At 70.0% G+C, this 14,424-nt stretch carries 11 protein-coding genes and 3 pseudogenes; 9 read left to right on the plus strand and 5 right to left on the minus strand.

All coding sequences use genetic code 11. From position 1 onward, the window contains the following. The 5 genes and pseudogenes from O3Q52_RS33165 to O3Q52_RS33185 all read left to right on the plus strand — a co-directional run. A partial coding sequence (locus O3Q52_RS33165) for an ROK family protein (protein WP_269652368.1) occupies positions 1–323 on the plus strand: 323 nt, incomplete at its 5' end. 136 nt (positions 324–459) lie between these two features. Continuing rightward, positions 460–2,309: pseudogene (locus O3Q52_RS33170) on the plus strand (carbohydrate-binding protein). A 30-nt stretch (positions 2,310–2,339) separates the two neighbouring features. Continuing rightward, a pseudogene (locus tag O3Q52_RS33175) lies at positions 2,340–3,882 on the plus strand (glycoside hydrolase N-terminal domain-containing protein); the annotation flags it as partial. A 41-nt stretch (positions 3,883–3,923) separates the two neighbouring features. After that, positions 3,924–4,109 (plus strand): glycoside hydrolase family 88 protein, encoded by a 186-nt coding sequence (locus O3Q52_RS33180; RefSeq protein WP_269652369.1) that lies wholly within the window; start codon positions 3,924–3,926, stop codon positions 4,107–4,109. Positions 4,110–4,182: 73 nt separating this feature from the next. After that, positions 4,183–5,031, plus strand: a complete 849-nt coding sequence (locus O3Q52_RS33185; RefSeq protein WP_269652370.1) for a universal stress protein — start codon at positions 4,183–4,185, stop codon at positions 5,029–5,031. Positions 5,032–5,040: 9 nt separating this feature from the next. Here O3Q52_RS33185 and O3Q52_RS33190 read toward each other — a convergent pair whose 3' ends face one another. From O3Q52_RS33190 to O3Q52_RS33200, 3 genes are all read right to left on the minus strand, one after another. Further along, positions 5,041–6,330 (minus strand): DUF4032 domain-containing protein, encoded by a 1,290-nt coding sequence (locus O3Q52_RS33190; protein ID WP_269652371.1) that lies wholly within the window; start codon positions 6,328–6,330, stop codon positions 5,041–5,043. Between the two features lie 125 nt (positions 6,331–6,455). Beyond that, a complete protein-coding gene (locus O3Q52_RS33195) occupies positions 6,456–8,069 on the minus strand; it encodes a cation acetate symporter (protein WP_269652378.1) in 1,614 nt (537 codons plus the stop codon). Between the two features lie 17 nt (positions 8,070–8,086). Then, on the minus strand, positions 8,087–8,425 hold the full coding sequence (locus tag O3Q52_RS33200) for a DUF485 domain-containing protein (protein WP_269652372.1): 339 nt from the start codon (positions 8,423–8,425) through the stop codon (positions 8,087–8,089). A gap of 584 nt (positions 8,426–9,009) precedes the next feature. Here O3Q52_RS33200 and O3Q52_RS33205 point away from each other — a divergent pair. Beyond that, positions 9,010–9,543, plus strand: coding sequence for a hypothetical protein (locus O3Q52_RS33205; RefSeq protein WP_269652373.1), 534 nt, complete (start codon positions 9,010–9,012; stop codon positions 9,541–9,543). Positions 9,544–9,576: 33 nt separating this feature from the next. Here the strand turns inward: O3Q52_RS33205 and O3Q52_RS33210 are convergent, their stop codons facing one another. Continuing rightward, a complete protein-coding gene (locus tag O3Q52_RS33210) occupies positions 9,577–10,500 on the minus strand; it encodes a LysR family transcriptional regulator ArgP (RefSeq protein ID WP_269652374.1) in 924 nt (307 codons plus the stop codon). Between the two features lie 66 nt (positions 10,501–10,566). On the opposite strand from O3Q52_RS33210, the gene O3Q52_RS33215 reads away from it, so the two are divergent. After that, positions 10,567–11,178, plus strand: coding sequence for a LysE/ArgO family amino acid transporter (locus O3Q52_RS33215; RefSeq protein WP_269652375.1), 612 nt, complete (start codon positions 10,567–10,569; stop codon positions 11,176–11,178). On the opposite strand, the pseudogene O3Q52_RS33220 reads toward O3Q52_RS33215, so the two are convergent. Continuing rightward, positions 11,078–12,114, minus strand: a pseudogene (locus O3Q52_RS33220) (DMT family transporter). The gene O3Q52_RS33215 and the pseudogene O3Q52_RS33220 overlap by 101 nt on opposite strands. A gap of 92 nt (positions 12,115–12,206) precedes the next feature. Between O3Q52_RS33220 and O3Q52_RS33225 the strand changes: the two are divergent. Together O3Q52_RS33225 and O3Q52_RS33230 are read left to right on the plus strand one after the other, a co-directional pair. Further along, positions 12,207–12,857 (plus strand): TetR/AcrR family transcriptional regulator, encoded by a 651-nt coding sequence (locus O3Q52_RS33225; RefSeq protein ID WP_269652376.1) that lies wholly within the window; start codon positions 12,207–12,209, stop codon positions 12,855–12,857. Between the two features lie 139 nt (positions 12,858–12,996). Continuing rightward, positions 12,997–14,331, plus strand: coding sequence for an MFS transporter (locus tag O3Q52_RS33230; RefSeq protein WP_269652377.1), 1,335 nt, complete (start codon positions 12,997–12,999; stop codon positions 14,329–14,331). Positions 14,332–14,424: the final 93 nt, after the last annotated feature.

Raw genomic sequence — 14,424 nt, forward strand, 5'->3', positions numbered from 1 at the left:
CCGCGCAGGCCGTCGACCTGGCCCGCCGGGGCGACCCCGGAGCCCGCGAGGTGTACGCGCGGGCCGGGGAGGCGATCGGCCGGGCCATCGCGACCGTCGCCAACCTCATGGGCCCCCAGCGCGTGATCATCTCCGGCGAGGGCCTCGCCGCGTACGACCTGTTCGCCGAGCAGATCCGCGACGCCTTCACCGCGTCGGCCTTCGGCACGGCCGCGCGATGCGACCTGCTGACCCGTCCGTTGCCCTTCGACGAGTGGGCGCGCGGAGCCGCGGCCACCGCCATCCAGTCCTTCATCAGCGGTCCGAGCCGCGGCCAGGGATGAGCCGCCCCACCTCCTGACGGATTTCTGACGAACCGTCAGGCTCCTTGGTCTCCAAGGAAATTCCCGCCCCACCGCATCACTGCACCACCGCACCCGCACCCGCACAGAGCCGAACCCATCACTGGAGGTCCGACCCATGAGGTCATCCTCGTACGCTCCCGGAACCCACGCCCGTCGCTCCACCAGAGCCGTGCTCGTCGTGGCCCTCACCGCGGCCATGGCGACGACCCTCCCGGCAGCCCAGGCCGCCACCCCCACTGCCTCCACCACCACGTCCACGTCCACGTCCACCGCCGACGCCGGCGCCGAGGCGGTCGCGGCCAAGCCCTACATGGGCTGGTCGAGTTGGAGCATGCAGTCCTCGAAGTACCCCGGCCTCAACCCCGACGGCGACTACAGCTACCTCACCGAGAAGAACGTCCTCAAGCAGGCGGACGCCCTCGCGGCCAAGCTCAAGCCGTACGGATACGAGTACGTCAACATCGACGCCGGATGGTGGCGTGCCAAGGACTGGAAGCCCGGATTCGACGAGTACGCCCGTCAGAAGGCGGATCCGAACCGCTTCCCGCGTGGCATGAAGCCGGTCGCCGACCACATCCACGGCAAGGGTCTCAAGGCGGGCATCTACCTGCCGGTCGGCCTGGAGAAGGAGGCGTACGGGGAGGGCAGGACCCCCATTTGGAACGCCGAGGGCTGCACGACCGCCGACATCGTCTACGGCGACCTGCGCACCACCAACGGCTGGGACAGCGCCTACAAGCTCGACTTCTCCAACCCCTGCGCCCAGAAGTACGTCGACTCGCAGGCCCGGCTCTTCGCCGACTGGGGCTACGACTTCCTCAAGCTCGACGGGGTCGGACCGGGTTCCGGCAAGAACGGTGACCAGTACGACAACGTTGCCGACGTCGCCGCCTGGCAGAAGGCCATCGCCGCCACCGGCCGTCCGATCCACCTGGAGATCTCCTGGTCGCTCGACATCGGCCGGGTCGCCGACTGGAAGAAGTACTCCAACGGCTGGCGCATCGACACCGACGTCGAGTGCTACTGCAACACCCTTGTCAGCTGGGAGAACTCGGTCGACGACCGCTGGGACGACGCACCCGGCTGGACCCGCCACGCAGGCGCCGGAGGCTGGAACGACCTGGACTCCCTGGACGTCGGCAACGGCCGGATGGACGGCCTCACCAAGGCCGAGCGGCAGAGCTACGCGACCCTGTGGGCCATCGCCAAGTCCCCGCTCTACACCGGTGACGACCTGACCAAGCTCGACTCCTACGGTGTGTCGCTGCTGACCAACCGCGAGGTCATCGCCCTCAACCAGGGCAGCACACCGCCCGCCCGCCCGGTCACCCCGTCCGACCCGCAGCAGGTGTGGGCGGCGAAGAACGCCGACGGCAGCTACACCGTGGCCCTGTTCAACCTCGCCGACTCTCCCGCCGCCGTCACCGCCACTGGGCGACCCTCGGCTTCACCGGCAAGGCCTCCGTACGGGACCTGTGGAACCGCGAGAACCTCGGCACGCACACGAACAAGGTGACGCAGGCCCTGCCCGCCCACGGCTCCCGGCTGTTCACCGTCACCCCGCGCGGCGCCGCGCTCGCCTCGACCGGCTACGAGGCCGAGTCGACCACCAGCACCCTCAGCGGCAACGCCGCCGTCGCCGACTGCTCCGCCTGCTCGGGCGGCAAGAAGGTCGGCAACCTCTACGTCGGCGGCAAGCTCCGCTTCAACGACGTCGTCGTCGCCAAGGCCGGTACGTACATGGTGAAGGTCGCCTACGTCAGCGGTGACGCCCGTTCCATCGACGTCTCCGCGAACGGCAACGGCGCCAGGCACCACAAGTTCCCCTCCACCGGGGACTGGGGAACGGCCGAGACCGTCAGCGTGCCCGTCACCCTCAAGGCCGGCGCCAACACCATCACCTTCGACAGCGGCTCCGGCTACGCCCCGGACATCGACCGCATCGACGTCCCGAAGTCGTCCTGACCGCCGTTCTCTTCCCCCTGGAGCCGCACCATGGACAACAACCCGACCGAGCCCAGCAGACGAAGACTCCTCTTACTGGCCGCGGCGGCCGGCGTCGCCACCGCCCTCGGCGGCCTGCCCGCCTTCACCGCGTCGGCCGCATCTCAGCGACCCGCCGACGCCCCGCTCCCGAAGGGGAGTTCACGCAACCAGCTGTGGTGGCAGTCGCCCGGCGACGAGCACTCGATGATCGAACAGGGCCTGCCCGTCGGCAACGGCCGCCTCGGCGCCCTCGCGAGCAACGACCCCGGCCGTGAACTCCTCCTGATCACCGACGCCACCATGTGGACCGGCGGCCTCAACGACAAGCTCGACTCCGACGGCCAATTCCCCTACGACCGCGAGAACTTCGGCTCCTTCACGCTCCTCGGCCGCCTCGCCGTCGACATCCCCGACCACGACCTGGGCGCCGTGTCCGGCTACCGCCGCACCCTCGACCTCGCGCAGGGCGTGGTGACGACGTCGTACGTCCGCTCCGGAGTGACGTACAAGCGGCAGATCTTCGCCAGCCGCCCCGACGACGCGATCGTCCTGCACTTCACACAGAGCGGCGGCGGCCGCTACACCGGCAGCATCACCCTGGAGGGGACGCACGGAGAGAGCGTGACGGGCACCTCCTTCGGTACCGCCTTCCCGAACGGTCTGCGCTACGGCGCCGCCGTGAAGGCGTCGAGCAGTGGCGGCAGCGTCCGGGTGAACGGCCCGCGGATCGACTTCTCCGGGCTGCAAGGAACTCACCGTCGTGGTGAGCGGCGGCACCAACTACGCGCCCGACGCCTCCAACGGCTACCGCGATCCGTCCCTCGACCCGGAGCGGCTGGCCCGTACGAAGGTCCGCGACGCGGCGGGCCACTCGGCGGACACCCTGCTGCGCACCCATGTCGCCGACCACCGCGACCTGTTCGAGCAGTTGGACATCTCGCTCGGCACGTCGTCGGACGAGCAGCGTTCCCTGGACACCTGGGAACGGCTCGGGGCGCGAGCCCGGGACGGTGAGCCCGATCCCGAACTGGAGGCCGCCTACCTGCAGTTCGGCCGCTATCTGATGATCTCAGGGTCCCGCGGCAGCCTCCCGCTCAACCTCCAGGGGCTGTGGCTCGACGGCAACGACCCGGACTGGATGGGCGACTACCACACGGACATCAACATCCAGATGAACTACTGGATGGCCGACCGGGCCGGGCTGTCCCAGTGCTTCGACGCGCTCACCGACTACTGCCTCGACCAGTTCCAGTCCTGGACGAAGCTCACCAACGACCTCTTCAACGACCCGCGCAACCGCTACCGCAACTCCACCGGGAAGGTCGCCGGCTGGACCGTCGCCTTCTCCACCAACATCCATGGCGGAAACGGCTGGTGGTGGCATCCGGCGGGCAACGCGTGGCTGTGCACGACCCTGTGGGAGCACTACGAGTTCACCCGGTCGCGCTCCCATCTCGCGAGGATCTACCCGCTCCTCAAGGGTGCCTGTGAGTTCTGGGAGGCGCGGCTGATCACCACGACGCTCCCCGGCACCTCGCAGGAGGTGCTCATCGACGAGGTGCCGGCCTCGTCCGCCGGTCGGCGTTCCTGCCGGTGGCGGACCGGGCATGGCAGGGGCTCGTCACCACGGCCGTTCATCCCGACGGCTTCCTCGGCTACGTACAGAAGGTGGGTGACCGCCCGGAGTCCAGTCAGCCCGTCACGTACGACAGGACCTCGGACTTCGGCGTGGGCGCCTTCCTGCTCGGGGGCACCGAACTCGCCCTTCTGACGAGCTGACAGCACCGCCGTGCGGGCCGGCGTAATGGCTCTGTAGCGTGGGCACATCAACCAACGCGACGGAGGCTGTCACATGACCCGCCCGATCACCGTGGGAGTAGACGGTTCCGCCGAGTCCCTGGCCGCCGTGCACTGGGCGGCCAGGGAGGCGGTACGCCGTTCACTGGCGCTGCGAGTGGTGCACGCCTGGGAGAAGTCCGACGGCGAGGACCGGACCGGGGACGTGCGGGACGCGCTGGCGGAGACCGCACGCGAGGTCACCGACCGGCACCCGGACCTGCCGGTGACCACCGACCTCCTCGAAGGCGACCGGGTCGACGCGCTGGCCGCCGCTGCGGCGGACGCCGAGACGCTGGTGCTCGGCACCCGCGGGCACGGAGCGATCGTCGGCTTCCTGCTCGGCTCCGTCGGCCAGCAGGTGGTCGCCGAGTCCGCGCGGCCCGTCGTCCTCGTACGCGCCGGGGATCTCGCCGAGTCCGAGGCGGCCGGGCGCGAGATCGTCGTCGGGCAGCAGGGCGGCCCGGACGACAGCGCGGCGGCACTGGAGTTCGCGTTCGAGACGGCGGCCGCACGTGGCGCCGGCGTACGCGTCGTACGGGCCTGGAGCCTGCCCACCGTCTTCACCTTCAGCCCCGCCTCGCTGAAGCTCGCCGACGAGGCCGGGGGACTGGAGCAGTACGAGAACAAGGCGCTCGCGGAGGCGCTGCGGCCCTGGGAGGAGCGGTTCCCGGAGGTGCGGGTGACACAGCACGTCGAGATGGGCAGCGCGGGCGAGGTACTGCTCACGGCGGCGGCGTCGGCCCAGTTGCTGGTGGTCGGCCGGCGCGCGCACCGCTCCGCCGTCGGCGCACGGGTGGGTTCGGTGGCGCATGCGGCCATGCACCACGCGCCCTGCCCGGTGGCGGTGGTCCCGCCGGCCTGACCGCCCGCCTCAGACCGAGGGCGCGGTGTCGTCCGTCGGCGGCGGCAGCGCGTCCCGCATCGGGGGCAGGATGTTCTTGACGTAGTCCTCGACCGCCGTGTCCAGGCCGATGTCGTGCTGGGCCCGCTCGGACAGGTACCAGCGGTGTTCGAGGAGCCCGTGGTAGAGCTCGGCCGAATCCATCGAGCCCCGCAGCTCGCGCGGCACGGCACGCACGGTCGGCCGGAAGACGTCCCGCACCCAGCGGTGGGCCAGCACTTCCGGGCGGGCGGCGTGGGGGTCCCCCCTGCTTGAGCGAAGCCGAGAGCTTGGGGGAGGATCGCCGGGCGCGTAGTCGTCCTGGGTGGCCATCCAGGACTCCAGGTCGTTCAGCAGCCGCCGCGCCTGGTTCTCCTCGGCGTCGAGCCCGGTCAGCCGCAGCAACTGGCGCTGGTGGTGGCCCGCGTCGACGACCTTCGGCACGAACGTGACGGTGTCACCGTTCGAGGAGTGCGCGATCTGCATCTCGGCGACGTCGAAGCCGAGGTCGTTGAGGCGGCGGATGCGGCGGTCGATGTAGTGGTGCTTGCCCGCCGGGTACACGGACGCGCGGGTGAGCTCCTCCCACAGCCGGTTGTAGCGCGCGCAGATCTCCATGCCGAACTCGATCGGGTCCACCGACGGGTGGAGGGCGCCGGACGCCTCCAGGTCCAGCAGCTCCCCGCTGATGTTCACGCGCGCGAGGTCCAGGTCGTACTCGCGCTGCCCGGGGCTCAGTTGCGGATGCAGCTCCCCGGTTTCGGCGTCCACGAGATACGCGGCGTACGCGCCCGCGTCCCGCCGGAACAGTGTGTTGGACAGCGAGCAGTCGCCCCAGGCGAACCCGGCCAGATGGAGCCGGACGAGCAGCACGGCCAGCGCGTCCATGAGCCGGTGCATGGTGGCGGGCCGCATGGTCGTCTCGAACATCGACCGGTAGGGCATCGAGCCGCCCAGGTGGCGGGTGATCAGTACGGACTCCAGCGGCTCGCCGCCCTCGTCGGTGCGGCCGGTGACCACGGCGAGCGGGTCCACCGACGGGATGTTCAGCCGGTCGAGACTGCGCAGCAGCTCGTACTCCCGCAGGGCGGGCCGCTCGGCGAGCTCCTTGACCGCCACGACCTCCGCACCGGCGCGCGCGTAGCGCACCACGTGCCGGGAGATGCCCCGGGGCAGCGGCACCAGATAGTGCTCCGGCCACTCCTCCAGGGGCAGCTGCCACGGCAGGTCGAGCAGGAGCGCGGGATGCTCCGGGTTGGTGGCGCTGATCTGCAATGCCATCGCTCGCTTGCCCTGCCCTTACGGTCGGCCGTCATGTCGCAGGAGCATCTCCGCACCCGGACGTCCCCTTCGTCAACAGGGGCGTCCGTTTCGTCACGAGGTGGGAGATGCGCCCGCTCCTCGGCTCAGACCGGCTGATCCACCCCCAGCACCGCGCGGACCTCGAACTTCTCGTACGTCTCGGACGGCTCGGTGTCCTTGGGGCGGGAGGCCAGGACGGTGCCCAGCCAGCCCAGCAGGAACCCGGCCGGTACGGAGACGATGCCCGGGTTCTGCAGCGGGAAGAAGGCGAAGTCCGCGTCCGGGTAGAACGAGGCGGGCCTGGAGGAGACGACGGGCGAGCAGACGACCAGCAGTACGGACGTGATGAGGCCGCCGTACAGGCTGAGCAGGGCTCCGCGCGCGTTGAAGCGGCGCCAGAAGAGGCTGTAGACCATCGTCGGCAGGATCGCGGACGCGGCGATGGCGAAGGCCAGGAACGCCAGGGTGGCGGTGTTCGTCCCCCAGGAGACGAGCGCGAGCAGCATCCCCAGGACACCGATCACGACGGCGGACAGCCGGGCCACGGTCAGCTCCTCCCGCTGGCTCGCCCGGCCCTTGCGGATCACCTCCGCGTACAGGTCGTGCGCGAGCGAGGAGGCGGCCGCGAGGGTGAGGCCCGCGGCCACGGCCAGCAGCGTCACGAACGCCAGACAGGAGATGAGCGCGGTGAGCAGGGCACCGCCGAGGTCCTGTGCGAGCAGCAGCACCGCGGCGTCGCCCTTCGCGTCGATGTCCGCGATGACGTCCCGCCCGACGATCGCGGTCGCGCCGAGGCCGAGTACGCCGGCGGCGAGACACACGAAACCGACCAGGCCCATGGCCCACAGGATGGAGCGCCGCAGCACCCGGGTGGCGCTCGGGGCCAGCAGCCGCATCATCACGTGGGGGAGCGCGGCCAGCCCCAGCACGATGGCGATCTGCAGGCTGAAGAAGTCGAGCTTGCTGGTCGTGCTGCCGCCGTAGCGCAGCCCGGGCTCCAGGAACCGCTGTCCGATCCCGCTGCCGGAGGCGGCTCCGCCGAGCAGGTCGTCGACGTTCCACTTGTAGCGGTGCAGCACCATGACGGCGGTCACCGCCACACCGACGACCAGCATGACGGCCTTGACGATCTGGATGAAGGTCGCGCCGGGCATACCGCCGAGCGCCACGTACAGCACGACCAGGGTGCCGATGGCGACGATGCACAGGGTGCGGGTGGTGCTGGACGGTTCGCCGAGGAACTGCGTCAGCAGGGCGACGCTGCCGACCAGTTGGGCGACGAGGTAGAGCACGGTGATCGTCAGAGTGCAGAAGGCGAGGGCGAGGCGGACGGAGCGCCGGCTGCGCGGCAGACGCAGTGCCAGGGTGTCGCCGAGCGTGAACTTGCCGGAGTTGCGCAGGGGTTCGGCGATCAGGAGCAGCACCATCACCCAGGCCACGCTGGTGCCCACGAGGTACAGCAGGCCGTCGTACCCGGTCAGTGCGACCAGGCCGGTGCTGCCGAGCAGGGTGGCGGCGGAGAGGTAGTCCCCGCACATCGCAAGGCCGTTGCGCAGCGGCGTCATCGTGCGGTTGCCGAGGTAGAACTCGCTGATCTCGTCACCCTGCGGCGCGATGATGAGCGCGGTGAACATGCTGACCACGACGACCGACACGAACAGGATGAAGGTCAGCTTCAGGCTGAAGCCGCCGACGACACCGGCGGAGAGAGTGACCAGCCGGTCCTGGGGGAGAGTCACCATCCGCCGAACCGCCTCTGCTGCTGGGGGGCCCGGGCCCGCGCGGCCGCGTCGCGATGCAGTTCGGCGCGCAGACGGTCGGCGGCCGGATCGACCCGCCGCTCCATGTGCACCGTGTACCGCCACGCGGTCAGGGCCATCACGGCGAACTGACCCACTCCGCCCGCGAGTCCCAGCGTCACATGACCGAACAGCGGCCGATTGAGCACGTCCGGCAGGAAACTCGACAGCAGCACGAACAGCAGGAACCCGCCCACCGAGATCGACAGCGCCACCGCCCCGAATCTGCGGTGGGCGCCGCGGACGGAGCGGAAGTCGGGATGCGAACCGATCATGTTCCGGGCCACGGTTCCGGACTGCGTGCTGTCCGGAGGGGAACCGTAGTACGGGCTGGGGTGTTGTGGCATACCGTGCCTTATCAAATAAGAGTGCAGCTCAAGAGGCATTGCTGAACGCGGCTCAAGTTTCTGGATCGAGCGGGTCGGGAATCGGCCTGAATTTCCGCTGGAATCCTCACCCGGTCAACCCGGGGTGGCTCGGCCGATGGGGTATGTCGGCGAGGCTGAACGGATTCTGGCATTCAATCGATTCAACAATCAATAGCGAAAATGTGAGGGAAATGCGAGCGGCCTTATTCGGCCTGCGAAGCCCGCTGGGCTGGCTCAAATGCACCGCACGGCATCGGGCGCCGGAGCGGGCGCCGGCACCGCCGGGCGCCTCGCCCCCGGCCCGGGCCGGGGGACGTGATGTGCAGCACGCCGGGGCGGTGGCCGTGACGCCTGTGAGAGGGGTTCTGGCTGGGCACGGCTTGATCAGCGATCAAGCCGGGTAAAATCCCTGGCCAACGCCCATTCTGCTCATTTGACACCTCGTCGCGCTCAGGGATAGACAGCAGCCCTCTGAGGTCGAGAGGTGAACCGTGTACGAGCCGAATGTGGTCGGGGACTGGCAGGAGTACGACGATGAGCATGCCGGCCTGCGCATTCGCGTCCATGGCTTGGAGAAGGCGGAGCCGCCGCGCGGTCGTGACGACGCCGCCGAGGGCCTGATCTACTTCCGATTCCGGGTGACCGTCGAAAACCGGACGACCGAGCATTTCGGCATTCATCTCGAAGACGGCCAGCTCGACATCCGTATCGGGACCGACGGCGAGAGCGCGTTTCTGGACTGGCGCAACTCGCAGTTCATCGAGGGCTTCGACGTCTATCCCCTGCGCCGGGCCACCGCTGTCCTGTTCGCAGCGGCTCCCGAAAGCGGCCTCTCCCACGTGGACATCCAGGTCCAGTTGAAGGTCGACGACGAGTGGACCGAGCGCTACCTCTGGTCCGGTGGCATCGGCCTGCGCGAGCCGGCGGTCGGTGTCGGCGCCCGCCCCGAATCCGCCGCGGACGGTCTCGCCGCCCAGGTGATCAGCTTCCTGGAGAGGGAAGCGGGCCAGGGCCCGGCCTCCTGACCGCTGGACCGGCATAGCCGCTCCGATGGATGCTCAGGCGCCTCGTCCCGACTCCAGTGCCTCGGCGGCCGCCGCCGCGACGGCCTCGGACACGGCGGCGAGCGCCGGGAAGTCGAGCTTCCACTGCTGCCAGTACAGGGGAACGTAGATCTTCGAGTCCGGTGCGAGATTGACGAGTTGTCCCGCGTCGAGCAGCGGCGCCGCCTGCACTTCGGGAGCCATGCCCCACCCCATTCCGGCGGCCACGGCGTCGACGAACCCCTCCGACGTCGGCACGAGATGCCTCAGCGAACTCGCCGCCCCGCGACCGCGTTTGAGCCCCCGGACGAACGCGTCCTGGAGATCGTCCCGTCGGTCGAATGTCACCACGGGCGCGTCGCCGATCACGTCCCGAAGCGGGGTGCCCGGCCACCCGCCGAGCCGCCGCGCGGTGAAATCGGGGGCGCCCACCGGGACGTACCGCATACGCCCGAGGCTCCGGACGGAACAACCCGTCACCGCCTCCGGCGACGAGGTCACAGCCGCCATCACCAGCCCCTCGCGCAGCAGCGTGGCCGTGTGGTCCTGGTCCTCGCGGCGCAACTCGTAGCAGAGCCCGAGTTCCTCCGGCGCGCGGGCCAGGGCGGGCAGGAACCAGGTCGCCAGCGAGTCGGAGTTCACCGCGATCGACAGCCGCGTCGGCTCGTCGGAGCCCGACATGCCGAGCTCGGTCCTGGCCTCGTCCTCCAGCCTGGCCAGTTGGCGCGCGAACCGCACGACGACCTCGCCTGACTCGGTCGGCCGGACCGGTTTCGTACGTATCAACAGGACGCGCCCCGTACGCTGTTCGAGCGCCTTGACCCGCTGGCTCACCGCCGACGGGGTCACATGCAGCACCGCGGCCGCCGCGTCGAACGTGCCCTCGTCCACGACGGCCAGCAGGGTACGCACCTGGTCGAGGGGAAGCTCTGTCATCACGAGCGCTAATGATACGTAAGAATCCTTAGCTGTACTCTTGACGGCGGCCTTCCTAGCGTGGATGCCGTGACCAGCGCTCTGACCGCCGCGGCCGCCGGGTTCGGCACCGGCCTCTCCCTCATCGTCGCCATCGGCGCACAGAACGCCTTCGTCCTGCGGCAGGGCATCCGCAGGGACGCCGTGCTCGCGGTGGTGGGCATCTGCGCCCTGTCCGACGCGGCACTCATCGCCCTCGGTGTCGGCGGTGTCGGCGCGGTGGTGGTGGCCTGGCCAGAGGCACTGACCGCGGTCGCGCTGATCGGCGGTGTCTTCCTCATCGGCTACGGCTGTCTTGCCGTACGCCGTGCGTTCCGGCCGTCGGCGCTGCTCGTGGAGGCGGGGACGGCCGGCTCGCGACGGCGGGCCGTACTCACCTGCCTGGCGATGACCTGGCTCAACCCGCACGTCTACCTGGACACCGTGTTCCTGCTCGGCTCCATCGCGGCCGACCGCGGCCCGCTGCGCTGGACCTTCGGCTTCGGCGCCGTCCTCGCCAGCCTGGTCTGGTTCGCCGCGCTGGGCTTCGGCGCCCGCCTGCTCAGCCGCTTCCTGGCCCGGCCGTCGGCGTGGCGCGTACTGGACGCTCTGGTCGCGGTGATGATGATCGCGCTCGGCGCCACGCTGATCGCCGGGGCGTGAACGGCCCGGGGCCGCGGGCTGTTGGCCGTCCCGGTCGTCGCGGTCGCGGTCGTGACGGCTGTGGTGGTCGTGGCGGTCTCCTCGATGGACGACGGCGACGGCCAGGAGGCCGAGTGCCAGTCCCACCACTGTCTGCGTCCCGAAGGGTTCGCCGAACATCAGCGCACCCCACACGGCCGTGACGGGGGCCATCAGGAACATCAGGGTGTTGACCTTGGTCACCCCCGACCGCCGGAGGATCAGCCAGTACAGCCCGTACCCGCCGAAGGTGGAGAGCACCACGAGCCACACCACCGCGGTCCAGAAGGAGCCGCTCGTGGGCGGTGCCACCGTTCCGGTGGCCGCGGCAAGTCCCGTGAACACGACGGCACTTGTGACGGCGTGAACCGTCATCGACACCATCGGGCGGACGTCCGTACGGGACCGGCGGTCCAGGAAGGTCGCCGCCACCAGGCACAGCATGCCGAGGAACGGCACGAGATACGCCCACCATGCGACGCCCGTCCCGGCGCCCGCGTCGGCCGCGGTGACGACGGCGACTCCGGTCACGCCCAGCCCCAGTCCGAGCCACTGCGTACGGGACACCGGCAGGCCCAGCAGCGGCCCGGCCAGCGCTCCGGCCACCAGGGGCTGCGTGCCGTCGATCAGAGCCGTAGTACCGCTGGAGACTCCCAGCTCTATCGCGTAGTAGACCGTCAGGAGATAGCCGCTCTGCGACAGCGCCCCCACGGCGGCCTGCCTCAGCAGATCGCGGGGAGTGAGCTCACGCCACGAGGCCCGCGTCGCGGTCAGCGCCACGATGCCCAGGACGAGGGCCAGCGGCAGGAAGCGCCACATGAGGAGCGTGACGGCCGGGGCGCTGCCCGACCCGAGCTTGGCCCCGATGAAACCGGAGCTCCAGGCCCCGACGAACGCGATCGACAACAGGATGTTCACGACACCGCACACCTCCAAGGCCGGACGACCGACAGAAGTAGACCGATCTGTATACCTGGCATTGAGTATACAGATCGGTCTACTCTGGAGGAATGAGCACCTCGAAGACGCAGAGCACGCAGAGCCCGTCGAGTACGTCGATCGCCTCGGACGGGCCGCGCCGAGTGCCTCTGACCCCCGGCGCCCGCCGGGCACTGGAGGCGGCCGGGCGGCTGTTCTACGACCGCGGTATCCACGCCGTCGGCGTCGACCTCATCGCCGCCGAGGCCGGTGTCACGAAGAAGACGCTCTACGACCGGTTCGGTTCGAAGGAGCAGATCGTCGTCGAGTACCTCGCCGACCGCGACGAGCGCTGGCGGGCCTTCCTCGCACCCCGCCTCGACGCGGCCCGGACCCCGCACGACGGCGTTCTCGCCGTCTTCGAGGCCTCACGCGACTGGATGGACGCGTCCAGCCCACGGGGTTGCAGCATGGTCAACGCCCACGCGGAGATCGACGACACGTCCCACCCGGCGTACGCGATCATCACCGGCCAGAAGCAGTGGATGCTCACCCTGTTCACCGACCTCGTACGCCCTCTAGCGCCCGCCTCGGCCGACTCCCTGGGCCGCACTCTGATGCTGCTCCACGAGGGGGCCCTCGTCGCCCACGGACTGCGCATCTTTCCCAGTGCCCTCGACCACGCCCGTGAGCAGGCGGCATCGCTTCTGGCGACGGTCGAGGACGCGCGTACGACGGGCTGACGACCCTGCATGCCCACTTGGCGGGTGTCCCGTCCCGTCCACGGATCGGTCCGCCGGGCGAATGCGGTCCCGGATCGGCGATAGTGATCCTCGAATCGAAAGATGTATCGAGCAATCAGGTCGAGGAACCAGGACGGGCGTGGACACGAGCAAGAGCGGTGCGGAAAACAGCGCGGAATCGGAGACCGGGGCACCTGGGCCGACGGAACCGGCGGAACCAGAGAGAAGGGGCGGCTGGCGCCGCTGGGCCATGGACACCCGGCCGCTGCGCCGTCCCGCCTACCGCCGCCTCTGGTCCTCGACCATCGTCACGGCCGTGGGCAGCCAGCTCACCGCCGTCGCCGTACCCAAGCAGATCTACGACATCACCGGATCCTCGGCCTGGGTCGGCTACGCGAGCTTCGCGGGACTCCTGCCCCTCGTCGTGTTCGCGCTGTGGGGCGGCGCGATCGCCGACAGTGTGGACCGGCGCAAGCTCCTCCTCGTCACGAACATCGGGATAGCCGTCACGTCCCTGCTCTTCTGGATACAGGCCGTCACCGGACTCGAATCGGTCGGCGTCCTGATGGTGCTGCTCGCCGTCCAGCAGGCGTTCTTCGGCCTCAACTCCCCGGCCCGCCAGGCCTCCATCGCCCGACTGGTCCCCAAGGACGAACTGGCCGCGGCGAACGCCCTCGGCTCGACCGTCATGCAGACCGGGCTCGTCGCCGGGCCGTTGCTGGCCGGAGCGCTCATCCCCGTCGTGGGCCTCGCCGAGTTGTACCTGATCGACGCCCTGGCCCTGTGTGCCACGGTATGGGCGGTCTACCGGCTTCCCGCCCTGCCGCCCCTGGGCACGACCACGGCGGCCGCCGGGCGGGCAGGGCTGCGGGGGATCGCGGAGGGCTTCCGCTACATCTCCCTCAACCAGGTGCTCCTGCTGTCCTTCCTCGCCGACATCGTCGCCATGGTCTTCGGCATGCCGCGGGCCCTGTTCCCGCAGCTCGCCGCCCAGACGTACGCCCCGTACGGCGAGGGGCTCGCTCTTGGACTGCTCTTCGCGGCGATCCCCATCGGTGCGGTGCTCGGCGGACTGATGTCCGGTACGTTCTCGCGTGCGCGGCGGCACGGGCTCATGGTCATTGCCGCGGTCGTCGCCTGGGGTGTGGCCATCACGGGGTTTGGCCTGAGCTCCAACCTGTGGGTGGGGGTGGCGTTCCTCGCCGCCGCCGGGGTTGCCGACATGGTCTCCATGGTCTTCCGCGGGGCCATCCTTCTGTCGGCCGTGACCGATGAACTGCGTGGCCGTATGCAGGGTGTCTTCACGGTCGTTGTCGCCGGCGGTCCGCGCCTGGCCGACGTCCTCCACGGGACGGCCGGCTCCGCCCTGGGTGCCCGCACGGCTGTCGCCGGTGGCGGGCTGCTCGTGGTCGTCACGATGCTGGTTCTGGCGGCGATGATGCCGGCGTTGCGGCGGTACCGGGGGAGTGTGTAGGCCTTCTTTCGCCCCCGCCGCCCCTACCCTCCCCCACTCTCGGCTTCGCTCGAGCGGGGGGACCCCCATCGTCCCCTGGGGCTCCGCCCCAGA

Origin of the sequence: Streptomyces sp. ActVer, from assembly GCF_027270795.1 — a bacterium.
Classification (GTDB): Bacteria; Actinomycetota; Actinomycetes; order Streptomycetales; family Streptomycetaceae; genus Streptomyces; species Streptomyces umbrinus_A.